The sequence below is a fragment of the Bacillus cereus group sp. BceL062 genome (genome assembly GCF_051780025.1).
Taxonomy (GTDB): domain Bacteria; phylum Bacillota; class Bacilli; order Bacillales; family Bacillaceae_G; genus Bacillus_A; species Bacillus_A toyonensis.
In genome coordinates this window covers 465,211-478,563 of record NZ_JBPWGY010000001.1, presented here as the reverse complement: position 1 = coordinate 478,563, position 13,353 = coordinate 465,211, and the positions used below count along the sequence as shown (strand labels likewise).

The window sequence follows — 13,353 nt, the reverse complement described above, 5'->3', positions numbered from 1 at the left end:
GCGGCTTAATATTTACTTATTAAAAAGAGTATTGAAGTAAACTTCAATACTCTTTTTGTACAGTTTAAGGCTATTTGATTAGAGTTGCGTTTTACTGGCTAACCATTTCATAACCATTTACAAAATACGTTATTGTTTCTAACTCATCTTCATTTAATTCTCTATCTAGCTCTTGTTTATACGCTGCCTTTATCTTCTCTTCATCGCCTTTATGAGCTTCTGTGTATGTTCCTACTGTTTTTAGCAATTGTATTTCTTTTAAAAACTCCTCCCGATTTATAGCTGTCCCATGAGAAAGAATATATGTCTCAGCATCAAATTTTTCTAATTCATCTATTAATGTAACCGTTCGTTTCGTCGTATAGTTCCACTTCGAAGAAAAAATATCTGCATATATACAGTCTCCTAAAAACAATATCTTTTCTTCTTTTATATACATAACAACAGAGTCATGTGAATGATCTCCGCCCACATGCTTTAGCACACATGTCACTTCACCAAGATCTAATTCAAGTTGATTCTGGAATGTTAAAGTTGGAGGAATAATTTTAATATTTCTCGCTTTTTCATTAAACTCTTTTTTGATACACTCCGCACAAAATTCAATTTCAGTACCCTCTTTTACACGTGTGTCCAACGCTTCATCTGTCCATTCATAAGAAACAAGTGTACTCATCTCTTTTTTCGTTTCAGAATGTGCAATAGACAATGCCTCTTGTAGTACAGGTAATCCAAAAATATGATCCCAGTGCCAATGCGTTAGTGCTACGAAATCAGGACTCGATACATTCTGTTCTTTTAGCATTTCTAAAAACAATTGTGCATGTTCTTCTGAATTCCCTGCATCAATCATTAAAGTTTTTTCTTTTCCAACGACCATTCCTAATATAGGTCTATCTGTTTCAGAAACAGGTGTCATATACCAAAATGAGTTTCCTATTTTTTTAATTTGCTGCATAATCAATTCCCCTTTTCATATTCCCACTTAAATTTAATATATAAATTATAACGAATTGCTAGTTTTTTCTCTATACTCAAACACAATTACTTGGACTAATCCAACTTAACTTTTCGTAAGCTAAAAATAAGGGAATACAATCGGAGTGTGATACTATGGAGCGTTTATGGATTCCAATGATTGTAACATTTTTTTCGTTCGGTGGACTACTATTAGGAGGTGTTGTTGGAGTTGCAACACGCCAGCTAATTGAAGAAAAGATGCATCGTTTATACGCATTATGTGGTGGTATTTTGCTTGGCCTTTTATCCCTTGAAATTATTCCTGAAACATTTTCAGGCTATGAAATGACTGGTCCTATACTTGGTATAGCTATCGGTATTTTAGTTATGAGCTTATTAGATAACTATTGTCACCATCCAATGATACATAAAAAGGATCAACAAGCATGGCAAACATTCCTGTTTCTCTCTTTCGCTATATTTATTCATAATATACCGAGTGGATTTGCGTTAGGCACAGCTTTTATTAATCATGCTGACTCAGGCATTCCCTTTTTAATAGCAATCGTCGTTCACCATATTCCAGAAGGATTAGCTTTAATTATCCCCTTTCTCTTTACAAAACATAAATATGTTTCATTTCTATTAACAACTTTATTACTTTCTCTTATTCTCGGTACCGGTACGGTGTTTGGAATTTTAATGGAAGGAAAAGCTCTTCATTTACAAGGTCTCATTATGGGCAGCGCTATCGGTTCACTTGGTTATGTCACAATTCATGAAATGCTTTGGAAAGCTAAGAAACAGCTCTCTTTCCTTACATTTCTCATGTGGGCAACTAGTGGTTTTTTACTAATAACAGTGTTTACTTTATTCGCTGGTCATCATTAAAGCTAAAAAATTTATTATTTGTATATTTTTCCTTTTTCTTCAAAACATATTGTTATCTACCTATTATGAGGAGGAACAATTATGTTTGGGAAAACAGCTGGTGAAGCATTAGTTGATTTATTAATTGACTGGGGAGTAGAACATATATACGGTATGCCTGGAGATTCTATCAATTCTATCATTGAAGCTTTAAGAAAAAAACAAGATAAAATTAAATTCATTCAAGTTCGCCACGAAGAAGCTGGCGCATTAGCAGCGGCCGCTTATGCGAAATTAACAGGGAAACTCGGTGTTTGTATGGCAATCGCAGGACCTGGAGCTATTCATTTATTAAACGGTTTATATGATGCGAAACTCGATAAGGCTCCTGTGCTAGCAATTTCAGGACAGGTAGAAACCGATTTACTCGGAACGGATTTTTTCCAAGAAGTAAACTTAGAAAGATTGTTTGATGATGTTGCAGTGTATAACCAGCGCATTATGTCAGCGGAGCAACTACCTGCTGTAGTGAATCAAGCGATTCGTATGGCCTATACGAAAAAAGGTGTATCTGTTCTCACTATTCCGGATGACGTTCCGAAATTCGAAGTAAAAAATGGGGCTCGTGTTACAAACACTTCTTTTACATTGCCTGAGCTATTTCCGCAAAAAGAAGATTTAGATGCAGCGAAACTCGCAATAAATGAAGCGACAAAACTTGTTATTTTAGCAGGTAAAGGCGCAAAACATGCAAGAGAATCTTTACTTGCATTCGCAGAACATATCGGCGCTCCAATCGTACTTACATTGCCAGCTAAAGGAATTGTTCCTGATGAACACCCACTTTGCATCGGTGGATTGGGATTAATTGGAACGAAACCATCTTATGAAGCAATGAAACACGCGGATACTTTAATTATGGTGGGTACTTCTTATCCGTTCACTGGTTTCTTACCTGAAAAGGCAAAAACAATTCATATCGATACAGATCCCGCCCAAATCGGGAAGCGTTATGTGACAGATATCGGCTTAGCCGGTGATGCTGATAAAACATTAAAATGGTTAATTGAAAATGTAGAAAAACACGAGGACCATTCCTTCTTAGAGCATCATCAAGAAATGATGAAAAAGTGGGAAGAAAAATTACACGGTCAGGAAGAAGATTCCTCTACTCCAATTAAACCACAACGCGTTATGCATGCATTGCAGCAAGTAGCAGAAGATGACGCCATCCTTTCAGTTGATGTCGGAAATGTAACGGTCTGGACAGCAAGGCACTTCCGTATGACGAACCAGCAATTTATCATTTCAAGCTGGCTCGCAACACTTGGCTGCGGTTTACCTGGTGCACTTGCTGGAAAAATTGCGTTCCCGAATAAACAAGTATTTGCAGTTTGTGGTGACGGCGGATTTGGAATGACTATGAACGATTTTGTAACAGCTGTAAAATATAAACTACCAATCGTTGTAGTCGTATTGAACAATAATAAAATTGCCATGATTAAATTCGAACAAGAAGTTATGGGTAATATCGAATTCGGCACCGATTTAACGAATCCAGATTTCGCAAAATATGCAGAGGCGTGCGGCGGTATTGGCTACCGTATTGAGAAATTAGATGAACTACTACCTGCTTTCGAAAGTGCAGTAAAACAAAACAGGCCGTGTATTATTGATGTAGTTGTAGATGTAAACGAAGCACCAATGCCAGCAAAAATCACATTTAGTCAAGCAGCTGGTTATACGAAACATATGATAAAAGAATTATTTGAAGAAGGTAAAATTGATTTACCTCCACTTTAAACGAAAAAAGATAGCTGAAAACGATTTGTCTTCAGCTATCTTTTTTTATTTTTGTACCTCTCTATAGAATGAAAAATCATTCATAGTCGGTTGTATTTGTTTCTCTACTTTCCCTTTTTTCTTTTCCCCCTTTGGCCTTCTCACATTTCCTAATTTAATTGCATCTTGCATACTATTACTAATCAAATTTCCAGATAAGATTGTCATACTATAAGAAAGGATTGGTATGACCACGATCCAAGTATGAGTAGTTAAATGGCGGAAGTTTTGACCAATTAATCCTGTCCATTCTTTTGTTACACTATCTGCCTCTGTACCAAAGATTATTGTTCCGCCGAAAAACAGTTCTAACAAACCAAGATGTAAGAGAAGTAATAGGGTGCTTACAAATTGCTGGGCTACTAATAAAAGAAATGATGGTAATATATGTGGCCATACATGGCGTTTCAACCGCTGCCACTTACTCCCTCCGAGCACAGTAGCAGCCAACATAAATTCTTCATTCTTAATACGCTTTACTTCTTGCGCCGTATACAACATAACAGTTGGTACAGCAAGGCACGCAAGAACTATAAGTTGAAACGTAACCCGTAAATGAAACGGAGCAGCCTCCTCTCCACTTTCAAACATTAAAACTTCATTTAACATAAAATAGGAAATCATAATCATCGGTACAATACTAAACGGATCAAAAAAAGATGAGATAACTGAAAATGAGCGTTTACTGTACATACCAAGCAATAAACCAATAGTTCCGCCAATTACTACACGTAAAATTGCGATAACGATACTAGCACCAACTGTCCATTTCGCTCCTTCTATTATTAACTGAAAAAGGTCGCGTCCTTTCTCATCGCTTCCAAACCAAAATTTACTCGATGGTGAAAACGGAGCAGCCTCTAATTCTCCTTTTTCGTTATACATCATCGTTAATTCACGAATATTTCCGTCAAAAAACACCGTATTTCCAATACTAACAATCATTAATACACTCAAAAAAGTAACACCTAGCCAAAATCTCACATCTCTTTTTACAACTTGCCACATGTTACACACGCTCCTTTATAACATTTTTTAAAAGCGTATGTAATAAACGAAATAGTATAAAAAGCGGTACGTATAATATAACTAAACTCACTGTAAATATTTCTAATTTGGAATTTTCTTTTACAAAAACAAACATGCCGTACGTATTAAATAGCCATTCAATAATATATAAATTTGATAACATAAATAAAATATTTGTTTTTGCATAATAGACTGTTGTTAACAAGACGTTTCTTGAAATATGGTGCGTCAAAATATGTCTTAAACTCAGTCCTTTTCCCTTTGCAAATATGCTATAATCTTTCTCTAATTCTTCTCTAAAACGTAATAATAGTAGCTTCATAAATAATAACGTTGTAGGTATAGCAAGACATATTATTGGTAACATACGAGCTCTATCCTCACCAAATCCCGCATGTTTCACTGGCATAAATCCTGTTTTTTGAAAGATAATTACTACTAGAAGTTGAGATAATAAAATTAATAAAATGTCCGGGATACTTTCCAGTGCGACGAAAACTCCATTCCATATACGTTGCTTTGATTGAGAGCGCTGCAATACCCACACAACGATAACATACGCAATGAGTAAAGAAAGTATAAATGCCGAAATAAATACAAACATTGTCTCTACATAATGAGTCCATATTTGTGGAAATAACTTTCTTGAGTTCCGAAATCCGTAAGTAATTTCACCTGGTTGTAGTAACTTCTCCCCAAGAAACAGAACTGTGTCCCAAAAACCGATTAAATCAATTTGCAGTCCTTTAAATAAACGCGGAAGTGCTCCTAAAAAAAGGATACAAATAAGTGCTGCAAATAATTGTAAACATGTAACTCCACACCACTTACCAATTCGAATGAACATAACTATTATCCTTTCTATTTAAATGAATATTCAGAAATAAAATCTATGTATAGTACCTATACCTTTTAACAAATTAACTCCTTTTTCTAAAAAACATAGCAATTCCCGTCATTTTTTGGAAGTTTTATTATATCTTTCGACCATTATCCAACATTTTCCTTCCCAATCAATTCCATACTATAAAAAAGCACTTATTTTTAAACTAAGTGCTTTTTGTATTTAATTCTATTTTACGAATGTATCACACATCCACTCATAAAACTTTTCCTTTTCTTCAAATTGAGGGTAATGTGCTGAGTTTTCAAAAGCTATAAATTCCTTTTGATCCGCTTCAATCAAATCAAAATATTTTTTAGCTGCATGAAATGAAGTATTATAGTCATATTTACCCATAAGAAAATAAAATGGTAGCTTTAGCTTAGTTACTTTAGTAGGTAATGGATTCTTTAAATCTTTTTCTAATAAGACCGTTTGGGAATGTGATAATCCAACGTTATAACGAATTACGTCTAACAAGTTATATTCATTACTAAGTAACATCTGAATGTTATCACCATCTGGATTTTCAATGAGTCTTGATGTTCCACCATATTTTGCAACATAATCTCTCGGAGTGTATGTATCGCCGTTTTTAATTTTTTCGGTTAACTCTTTTAAATATGAAACCTCCTCCGCATTTCCCTCATTTTGCGCCTGTTCAATAACGTATTTTAAACTATCCATCTCACTTTCTACTGTGTCACTCATCTGCCCTATACCAACATACGCTTCATATTTTTCAGGAGCTTTATAGGCAGCTTGCATTCCAATATATGTACCGTAAGAATGCCCAATCAATATTACTTTTTCTTTACCGAGACGTTTTGAAACATAATCTGTCATAGCTAATAAATCTTCTACAAGTAGGTCTGATGATAATTTCGAATAGTCTTCAAAAAAATGATACGATTTCCCGCTTGCCCTTTGATCATAATTAACAACTGTGAATTTCTCTTCCAATAAGTATTGATATTTTTGAGCATATGGTATTTCCGAAGAACCTTGTCCACCATGAACAAAGATAATTACTGGATTCCTCTTATCTTTGCCACGTATCATAATCTCATGACCACTTCCATTTATCTCTACTTGTTCTAATGTACTTATACTGTTATTACTCTTTATTTGCGAAGTCCATGTAGGAAATATTAGTGCTATGGTTAGTAATAGTATAGTAATGACTCCAATAAGTTTTATTGATTTTTTTATCTTTTTCATAATACGCTTCCTTTCTGTTAAATTTATAAAATATCAATTTATTTCTGCAAAACTACCTCAAGAAAATAAAAGTACAAAACAAGTACACTTTCCAATTTCATCTCAATGTTTTTGTACATTATTAATGTCCCATACACATCTTAACTTTCCGCTATATAAACCCTTAAAATTTTCTTAATTTTCAATATTTTATTATTATGAAGACTTAATAACGTCTTGCATACACGTATTTATGTATCACAAACATAGAAAAAAGCCCTTGTTTTCAAAACAAGGACTTTTTTCATAAACTATTTCCCTACCTCTTCTTTCGGCATTACCATCCCTTTATAAAGTTGAACAGTTATCCAGTAATAGATGAAATAAATGACTAAGAAAATCCCTATTGGCACCCACACTTTTACAAATGGGTCAACTAATATAAAACCGAATAAGTTAAGCCCTACTAAAACGTGGGAAATTCCAATGATCGCTGGGAAGATAAATAAATATGAAATTTCTTTATAAATACTTTTCGTTAACATACTACGTCTCACACCGATTTTTCGTAACATTTCATAGCGGCGTACGTCGCGAGAAGCACCTGTTAATATTTTGAACATAAGGGAACTTGCCATCATTGCTAAAAAGGCAATTCCGAGAAAAAATCCCATAAACATTGTTCCGCTCATGAAGCTGTTCATGAACTGATAAATTGTCATTTTCGTAAATAAATCTACCTTTGCACCTGTTGCTTTTTCAATTTGTTCTTTTTGTCTCTTGTCTATTTCGATCAACAACGGTTTATATTTTTTCATATCATCTACTTTTGCTAAAGTTACAGTATGTTCTGTTCCTTGAATTCCTTTATAATGCTCTTCATCAGCAATTCTTACAGGCTTTCCGTTAAATTGATTATGTGTAATTTGTATTTCTCTTACAACCGCATCTTCCCAATCTTTTGGCATACGAGGAAGCTTATTCGCTGCTTCGGGAGCTTCCAAAGCAGAATATACAGGTTCTGTTAAAGGTTCAGCCACACGTTTTCGTGCAGGCTCTTTTAACGTCTTTGTATCAAAATGATCTGAAATAAGTGGTGGGTTTTCAGTTAAGTCGTTACGTAAATAATAAACCGCTTCTCCATCTACTTTATATTTGTACTTGCTTTCTTCAACAATTTCCATTTCTTTCAAGTCCGCTTTATCTTGATCATTCGGATCATGAATTACAACATCATATACACGAGAAAAGTCTGTCATAATACCTACATTTTTTTGGAACGCCATACCTGCCGTCATCGCACCTGCGCCTAATGCAATTAACATTGCTACAGTACCTAATACTCTCGATAAACTATTTACTCGAAAGCGTAGCTGTGCATATGTAAAACTATTTAAGCCCGTTTCATTTCGTTTTTTATTCCCTTTAATTTTCATCACAAAAAATGGGAGCAATGAACTAAAAATAAAGTACGTTCCAAGTGTTGTAACAATCGTCGCTATTATAAAACCAAGTTCAGCATATGTTCTTATATTTACCATAAAATAATACCCTGTACTTACTAGTAATACACCCAGTACTGTCATTATAATAATGCGAGTTTTACTTTTCTTTACTTCATCTAGTGTTTCATCTTCACGAATTAACTCTAGTTCTGTTTTACGTAACAATCGAATGCTATTCATTATACCCGTAATGAAAAATAGTATTAAGAAGAAAATAGATGTAACTAAAATAGCTGGTGTGTATACAGATGCGTAACTACCTTTTGCTGAAATTTCCATGCCATTCATTAAAAAATTTCCTGCTACACTTGCAAGTAACATCCCTACTAAAATACCGATAATAATACTTACAATCCCCATACCGAATGTTTCAATAAATAATAACTGTGCTACTTTTTTCTTTTTCGCTCCAAGCATCATATACATACCAAGTTCTTTTCTTCTTAATGTAAGTAAAAAAGAATTGGCATATATAATATAAAATACAGTTATGAAAGAAAGTAATATTGCACCTACCCAGAAGACGAGTCTAATACTACTAATGAGACTATTATCTTTTGTAAATTCACTGTTCATCGCCATCGTTTGGAACATATAGAAAATACTAATACTAATAACGAGACCAATCAGTAAAACCATATAATCTTTTAACATCTTTTTCATACTATGACGTGATAATTTAAATAACATAGTTTCGCCCCCTACTTAGACTCAGCAGCTGAGCCCATATGAGCGAGCACACCTAAAATGTCTTGATAGAAATTCTCTCGAGTGCCTTGACGATTTAATTCTTTATAAAGAAGACCATCTTGAATAAATAAAATACGCTCACAGTAACTTGCACTAAACGCATCATGTGTAACCATCAAAATACTTACATTGTGATTTTCATGTAAATCTTGCATTGCTTCTAATAAACTTTTTGCATTTTTACTATCAAGTGCTCCTGTTGGTTCATCTGCTAATACGATTGCCGGATTATGTACTAAAGCTCGTGCTGCCGCTGTTCTTTGTTTTTGCCCACCAGAAACAGCAGTCGGATATTTTGTTAAAATTTCAGTAATTCCTAATTTCTTCGCAACCTCATTTACTTTTCCTGTAATCTCACTTGATGGTACGCCTTGCAAAGAAAGAGGCAAAGCAATATTTTCATAAATTGATAAGTTTTCTAGTAAGTTAAAATCTTGAAAAATAAATCCTAATTTTTGAGAACGAAAATCTGATAATGCATTCCCCTTCATAGAAGTAATATTTGTACCAGCTATCGTCACACTACCACCTGTCGCTTGATCCAGTGTACTAATCACATTAAGTAAAGTCGTTTTTCCAGATCCAGAAGGACCCATGATCCCTACAAACTCTCCTTCTTTAATATGTAATGAAACACCCCTTAACGCTTTTGACTGATTCTCATTTCTTTTCCCGTACGTTTTTTCTACACTTTCTACAGTAACTACATTTGTTGACATTTCTTTCACTCCATCCCTTTTGTATAAAATTAATTTCTCGCATATTTCTTATTATTTTGTCATTTAGATTCTTAAGAATTTTTTAATTATCCATTCAATAAGATTTACACCCTTAACATGAACCTATTTCCTACTTCATATTCTCATTTTTCTACAACTCGTTCCCTCGATTTCGCTTACATTTACCTTACATTTTTGTAAGATAAAAAAGAAAACACACTAATTTCTAATAGTGTGTTTTCTTTACAATCAATATTTTCTATTCTTTATTTCTTCTTCAATACTTGCCACAAATACATCTAACGCAATAACTTCTGACTTCTCTTCCCCATATTTACGTACATTTACAGATCCGTTTTCCATTTCCTTATCCCCAATAACAAGAACATAAGGAATTTTTTGCATTTGTGCTTCTCTTATTTTATATCCTAACTTTTCATCTCGCATATCTCGTTCAATACGAACTCCAGCTTGTGCTAATTTATCTGCAACCTCATTTGCATATTGTACATGAACTGCATTTGAAACTGGAATTACTTTCACTTGAACTGGTGCTACCCATGCCGGGAACGCGCCTCCAAAGTGTTCAATTAATATTGCTAAAAAGCGGTCTAACGAACCTAAAACTGCTCGGTGAATAACAACTGGTCTTTTCTTTTCATTCTTCTCATCTATATAATTTAAATCGAATTTCTCTGGCATTTGGAAATCAAGCTGAATTGTTCCGCACTGGTGACTTCTATTTAAGGCATCTTTAATATGGAAATCAATCTTCGGTCCATAAAATGCGCCGTCACCTTCATTTAGTCTATATTTATAATTCAATGACTGTAATACATTTTCTAATGCGGCTTCTGCTTGCTCCCACAATTTATCGTCACCCATTGAATCTTCTGGACGAGTAGATAGCTCTACTTCATATTCGAATCCAAAAGTTTTATATACGTAATCAATTTGCCCCATTACGGATTTAATTTCATCCTCAATTTGTTCCGGTGTTACAAATAAATGAGCATCATCTTGGCAGAAAGTACGAACTCTTAATAACCCGTTTAACGCACCGCTAAATTCATGTCGATGCACTTGACCGAACTCACACATGCGAATCGGTAATTCACGATAAGAATGCAATTTATTTTTAAACATAAGCATATGTCCAGGACAATTCATTGGCTTTAATGCAAAACTTTTGTTGTCTACTTCTGAGAAATACATATTATCTTTATAATGGCCCCAGTGCCCTGATCTCTCCCATACTTCTTGGTTCATCATAAACGGAGTGCGTACTTCTTGATAATTGTATTCTTTTTGAATTTCTCTTAAAAATGCTTCTAATTCATTCCGAATAATTTGGCCTTTCGGTAAATAAAATGGCATTCCCGGAGCCTCTTCAGAAAACATAAATAACTCAAGTTCATTACCTAACTTACGGTGGTTTCTTTTTGCTGCTTCTTCAACAAAATGTAAATAATCTTCTAATTCTATTTGAGAAGAAAATGCAACACCATATATACGCTGAAGCACTTGATTATTACTATCCCCTCGCCAATATGCACCGGAAACGTGAGTTAATTGAAATGCTTTCAAATAGCCTGTTGACGGTACATGTGGCCCCCTACATAAATCTACAAATTCACCTTGTTTATATAGTGTTACACTTTCCCCACTAGGAATTGCTTCTAAAAGTTCTAATTTCAAGCGATCATTCATGTCTTGAAACAGTTTAGCTGCTACTTCTCGAGAAACCTCAACTCGTTCTATACTTATATTTTCTTTTATAATATTTCTCATTTCTTTCTCGATTTTTGGTAAATCTTCTACGTTTACACTACTTGGAAGATCCATATCATAATAAAATCCATTTTCAATAACAGGCCCTACCCCAAGATTTATATCACCATACAATCTTTTTACAGCTTGCGCTAAAATATGTGCCGCAGAGTGTCTTGCAATTTCTACTCCATCATTTGAATCTATAGTAATGATTTCTACTGCCGCATTTTCTTCAATATTTCGGCGTAAATCATATAACCCCTCATTTACTTTCCCCGCGACTGCTTTCCTTTTCAAGCTACTACTAATTGATCCAGCAATTTCTTCTAAAGTAATTCCTTTTACAAATTCTTTAACACTACCATCTGGAAATTTAATTTCAATCATCTGTTCTTTCATTTTTCATCTCTCCATTTCATAATAAAAAGCACACTCATCCCTAAAATAGGGACGAGCGTGCTTTTACCCGTGGTTCCACCCAGATTCCCATTGTAAACATACAATGGCTTCTTTTACGGTAACGTCGTTTACACGGCACTAGATACTTCATTTCCCCAGTGCAGCTCTAAGGTGGTAAGTTATTTTTCTGCGTTAGGAAGTTCTCAGCTTTCCTTCCTTCTCTGTATAACCGGGTAAAATAACTCGTGTCCTTTTCTTTGCTTATTATGAAATTGAATGCAAAAAAGCATATTCATCCCTAAAATAGGGACGAATATGCTTATATCCGTGGTTCCACCCAGATTCCCATCACAATATGCAATGGCTTCTTTTGCGATAACGTCGCATACACGGCACTAGATACTTCATTTCCCCAGTGCAGCTCTAAGGTGGTAAGTTATTTTTCTGCGTTAGGAAGTTCTCAGCTTTCCTTCCTTCTCTGTATAACCGGGTAAAATAACTCGTGTCCTTTTCTTTGCTTTTATAAAACATCCATTTATTGTTATTTAATATATCTTATTCATTTTATTTTTGCAAGTGTTAAATAATATTATTTATTTAATTTAAAAAAGTGAAACCAAAAAAAATTTGGTTTCACTTCTCAATTTTACCAATCTTGTGGTTCGTAATTTAAATCTGAAAATAGGCGTCTTTTCTCTTTCTTCGATAAATCTCTCCACTGCCCAACTGGTAAATTATTCAATTCTATATTCATAATTCTCGTACGTTTTAACGTATATACTTGATAACCTAAAGCTTCACACATACGGCGAATTTGACGATTCAGCCCTTGTGTCAAAATAATTTGGAACTCATATTTTGATAACTGTGTAACCTCACAAGGAAGTGTTTTTGTACCTAAAATTTTAACTCCTGCTGCCATTTTTTCTAAGAAATCAGGTGTAATTGGCTTATCTACTGAAACGATATATTCTTTCTCATGCTTGTTTTCAGCACGTAAAATCTCATTAACGATATCGCCATCATTCGTTAACAAAATTAAACCGTCTGAGTCTTTATCTAGACGCCCAATATGACTAATACGTAAAGGGTGATTCACTAAATCAATAATATTACCTTTTACTGCTTTTTCACTTGTACATGTAATACCTACTGGTTTATTTAAAGCGATATACACATGGTCTCGAGCAATACGAAGTTGCTCTCCATTCACTCGTACATCATCACCTGGATTTACTTGGTCACCAATTTTTGCAACCTTACCGTTAATAATTACTCTTCTCTCATTAATTAATTTATCTGCTCCGCGTCGAGACGCTTTTCCAGCTTCACTAATAAATTTATTGATACGCAAGTTAGGCACATCCTTTTCATAAAAAATTTCAAGCTCACACTGCTTCTACCGTACAATACAAAAGGGTAA

10 protein-coding genes and 2 other annotated features are annotated in these 13,353 nt (G+C 34.3%); of the genes, 2 read left to right on the top strand and 8 right to left on the bottom strand.

The features are described 5' to 3' along the window. Positions 1–91: 91 nt before the first annotated feature. A complete protein-coding gene (locus ACS2MN_RS02340) occupies positions 92–958 on the bottom strand; it encodes an MBL fold metallo-hydrolase (protein ID WP_001184102.1) in 867 nt (288 codons plus the stop codon). A 155-nt stretch (positions 959–1,113) separates the two neighbouring features. Between ACS2MN_RS02340 and ACS2MN_RS02335 the strand changes: the two genes are divergently transcribed. Together ACS2MN_RS02335 and ACS2MN_RS02330 are read left to right on the top strand one after the other, a co-directional pair. Continuing rightward, positions 1,114–1,851 (top strand): ZIP family metal transporter, encoded by a 738-nt coding sequence (locus ACS2MN_RS02335; protein WP_438894651.1) that lies wholly within the window; start codon positions 1,114–1,116, stop codon positions 1,849–1,851. An 81-nt stretch (positions 1,852–1,932) separates the two neighbouring features. Then, positions 1,933–3,633 carry a pyruvate oxidase gene (locus tag ACS2MN_RS02330; protein ID WP_088055985.1) on the top strand — a complete coding sequence of 567 codons (1,701 nt, stop codon included), beginning with the start codon at positions 1,933–1,935 and terminating at the stop codon, positions 3,631–3,633. 45 nt (positions 3,634–3,678) lie between these two features. Here ACS2MN_RS02330 and ACS2MN_RS02325 read toward each other — a convergent pair whose 3' ends face one another. The 7 genes from ACS2MN_RS02325 to rluF form a co-directional block, all read right to left on the bottom strand. Next, complete coding sequence (locus ACS2MN_RS02325; RefSeq protein ID WP_088055986.1) at positions 3,679–4,680, bottom strand: ABC transporter permease; 1,002 nt, start codon at positions 4,678–4,680, stop codon at positions 3,679–3,681. A gap of 1 nt (position 4,681) precedes the next feature. Beyond that, positions 4,682–5,548, bottom strand: coding sequence for an ABC transporter permease subunit (locus ACS2MN_RS02320; RefSeq protein ID WP_142286012.1), 867 nt, complete (start codon positions 5,546–5,548; stop codon positions 4,682–4,684). A 225-nt stretch (positions 5,549–5,773) separates the two neighbouring features. Then, positions 5,774–6,805, bottom strand: coding sequence for an alpha/beta fold hydrolase (locus ACS2MN_RS02315; protein WP_438894650.1), 1,032 nt, complete (start codon positions 6,803–6,805; stop codon positions 5,774–5,776). 290 nt (positions 6,806–7,095) lie between these two features. Then, positions 7,096–8,979 carry an ABC transporter permease gene (locus tag ACS2MN_RS02310; protein WP_346994222.1) on the bottom strand — a complete coding sequence of 628 codons (1,884 nt, stop codon included), beginning with the start codon at positions 8,977–8,979 and terminating at the stop codon, positions 7,096–7,098. Positions 8,980–8,990: 11 nt separating this feature from the next. Then, entirely contained in the window at positions 8,991–9,758 is a 768-nt protein-coding gene (locus tag ACS2MN_RS02305) for an ABC transporter ATP-binding protein (protein ID WP_000106414.1), read from the bottom strand. Positions 9,759–10,007: 249 nt separating this feature from the next. Further along, positions 10,008–11,930: a threonine--tRNA ligase gene (gene thrS, locus ACS2MN_RS02300; RefSeq protein ID WP_198130536.1), complete on the bottom strand. Its 1,923-nt coding sequence runs from the start codon at positions 11,928–11,930 to the stop codon at positions 10,008–10,010. Between the two features lie 44 nt (positions 11,931–11,974). Further along, positions 11,975–12,197, bottom strand: a binding site (T-box leader). A gap of 35 nt (positions 12,198–12,232) precedes the next feature. Continuing rightward, positions 12,233–12,454: a binding site (T-box leader), on the bottom strand. Between the two features lie 122 nt (positions 12,455–12,576). Further along, a complete protein-coding gene (gene rluF, locus ACS2MN_RS02295; RefSeq protein WP_001222161.1) occupies positions 12,577–13,284 on the bottom strand; it encodes a 23S rRNA pseudouridine(2604) synthase RluF in 708 nt (235 codons plus the stop codon). Positions 13,285–13,353 lie beyond the last annotated feature (69 nt).

Excerpts from the sequence above, each read along its gene's own strand:
- ACS2MN_RS02340 (WP_001184102.1), bottom strand. The coding sequence starts at position 958 with ATGCAGCAAATTAAAAAAATAGGAAACTCATTTTGGTATATGACACCT.
- ACS2MN_RS02320 (WP_142286012.1), bottom strand. The coding sequence starts at position 5,548 with ATGTTCATTCGAATTGGTAAGTGGTGTGGAGTTACATGTTTACAATTA.
- ACS2MN_RS02310 (WP_346994222.1), bottom strand. The coding sequence starts at position 8,979 with ATGTTATTTAAATTATCACGTCATAGTATGAAAAAGATGTTAAAAGAT.
- ACS2MN_RS02325 (WP_088055986.1), bottom strand. The coding sequence starts at position 4,680 with ATGTGGCAAGTTGTAAAAAGAGATGTGAGATTTTGGCTAGGTGTTACT.
- thrS (WP_198130536.1), bottom strand. The coding sequence starts at position 11,930 with ATGAAAGAACAGATGATTGAAATTAAATTTCCAGATGGTAGTGTTAAA.
- ACS2MN_RS02335 (WP_438894651.1), top strand. The coding sequence starts at position 1,114 with ATGGAGCGTTTATGGATTCCAATGATTGTAACATTTTTTTCGTTCGGT.
- ACS2MN_RS02315 (WP_438894650.1), bottom strand. The coding sequence starts at position 6,805 with ATGAAAAAGATAAAAAAATCAATAAAACTTATTGGAGTCATTACTATA.
- ACS2MN_RS02305 (WP_000106414.1), bottom strand. The coding sequence starts at position 9,758 with ATGTCAACAAATGTAGTTACTGTAGAAAGTGTAGAAAAAACGTACGGG.
- ACS2MN_RS02330 (WP_088055985.1), top strand. The coding sequence starts at position 1,933 with ATGTTTGGGAAAACAGCTGGTGAAGCATTAGTTGATTTATTAATTGAC.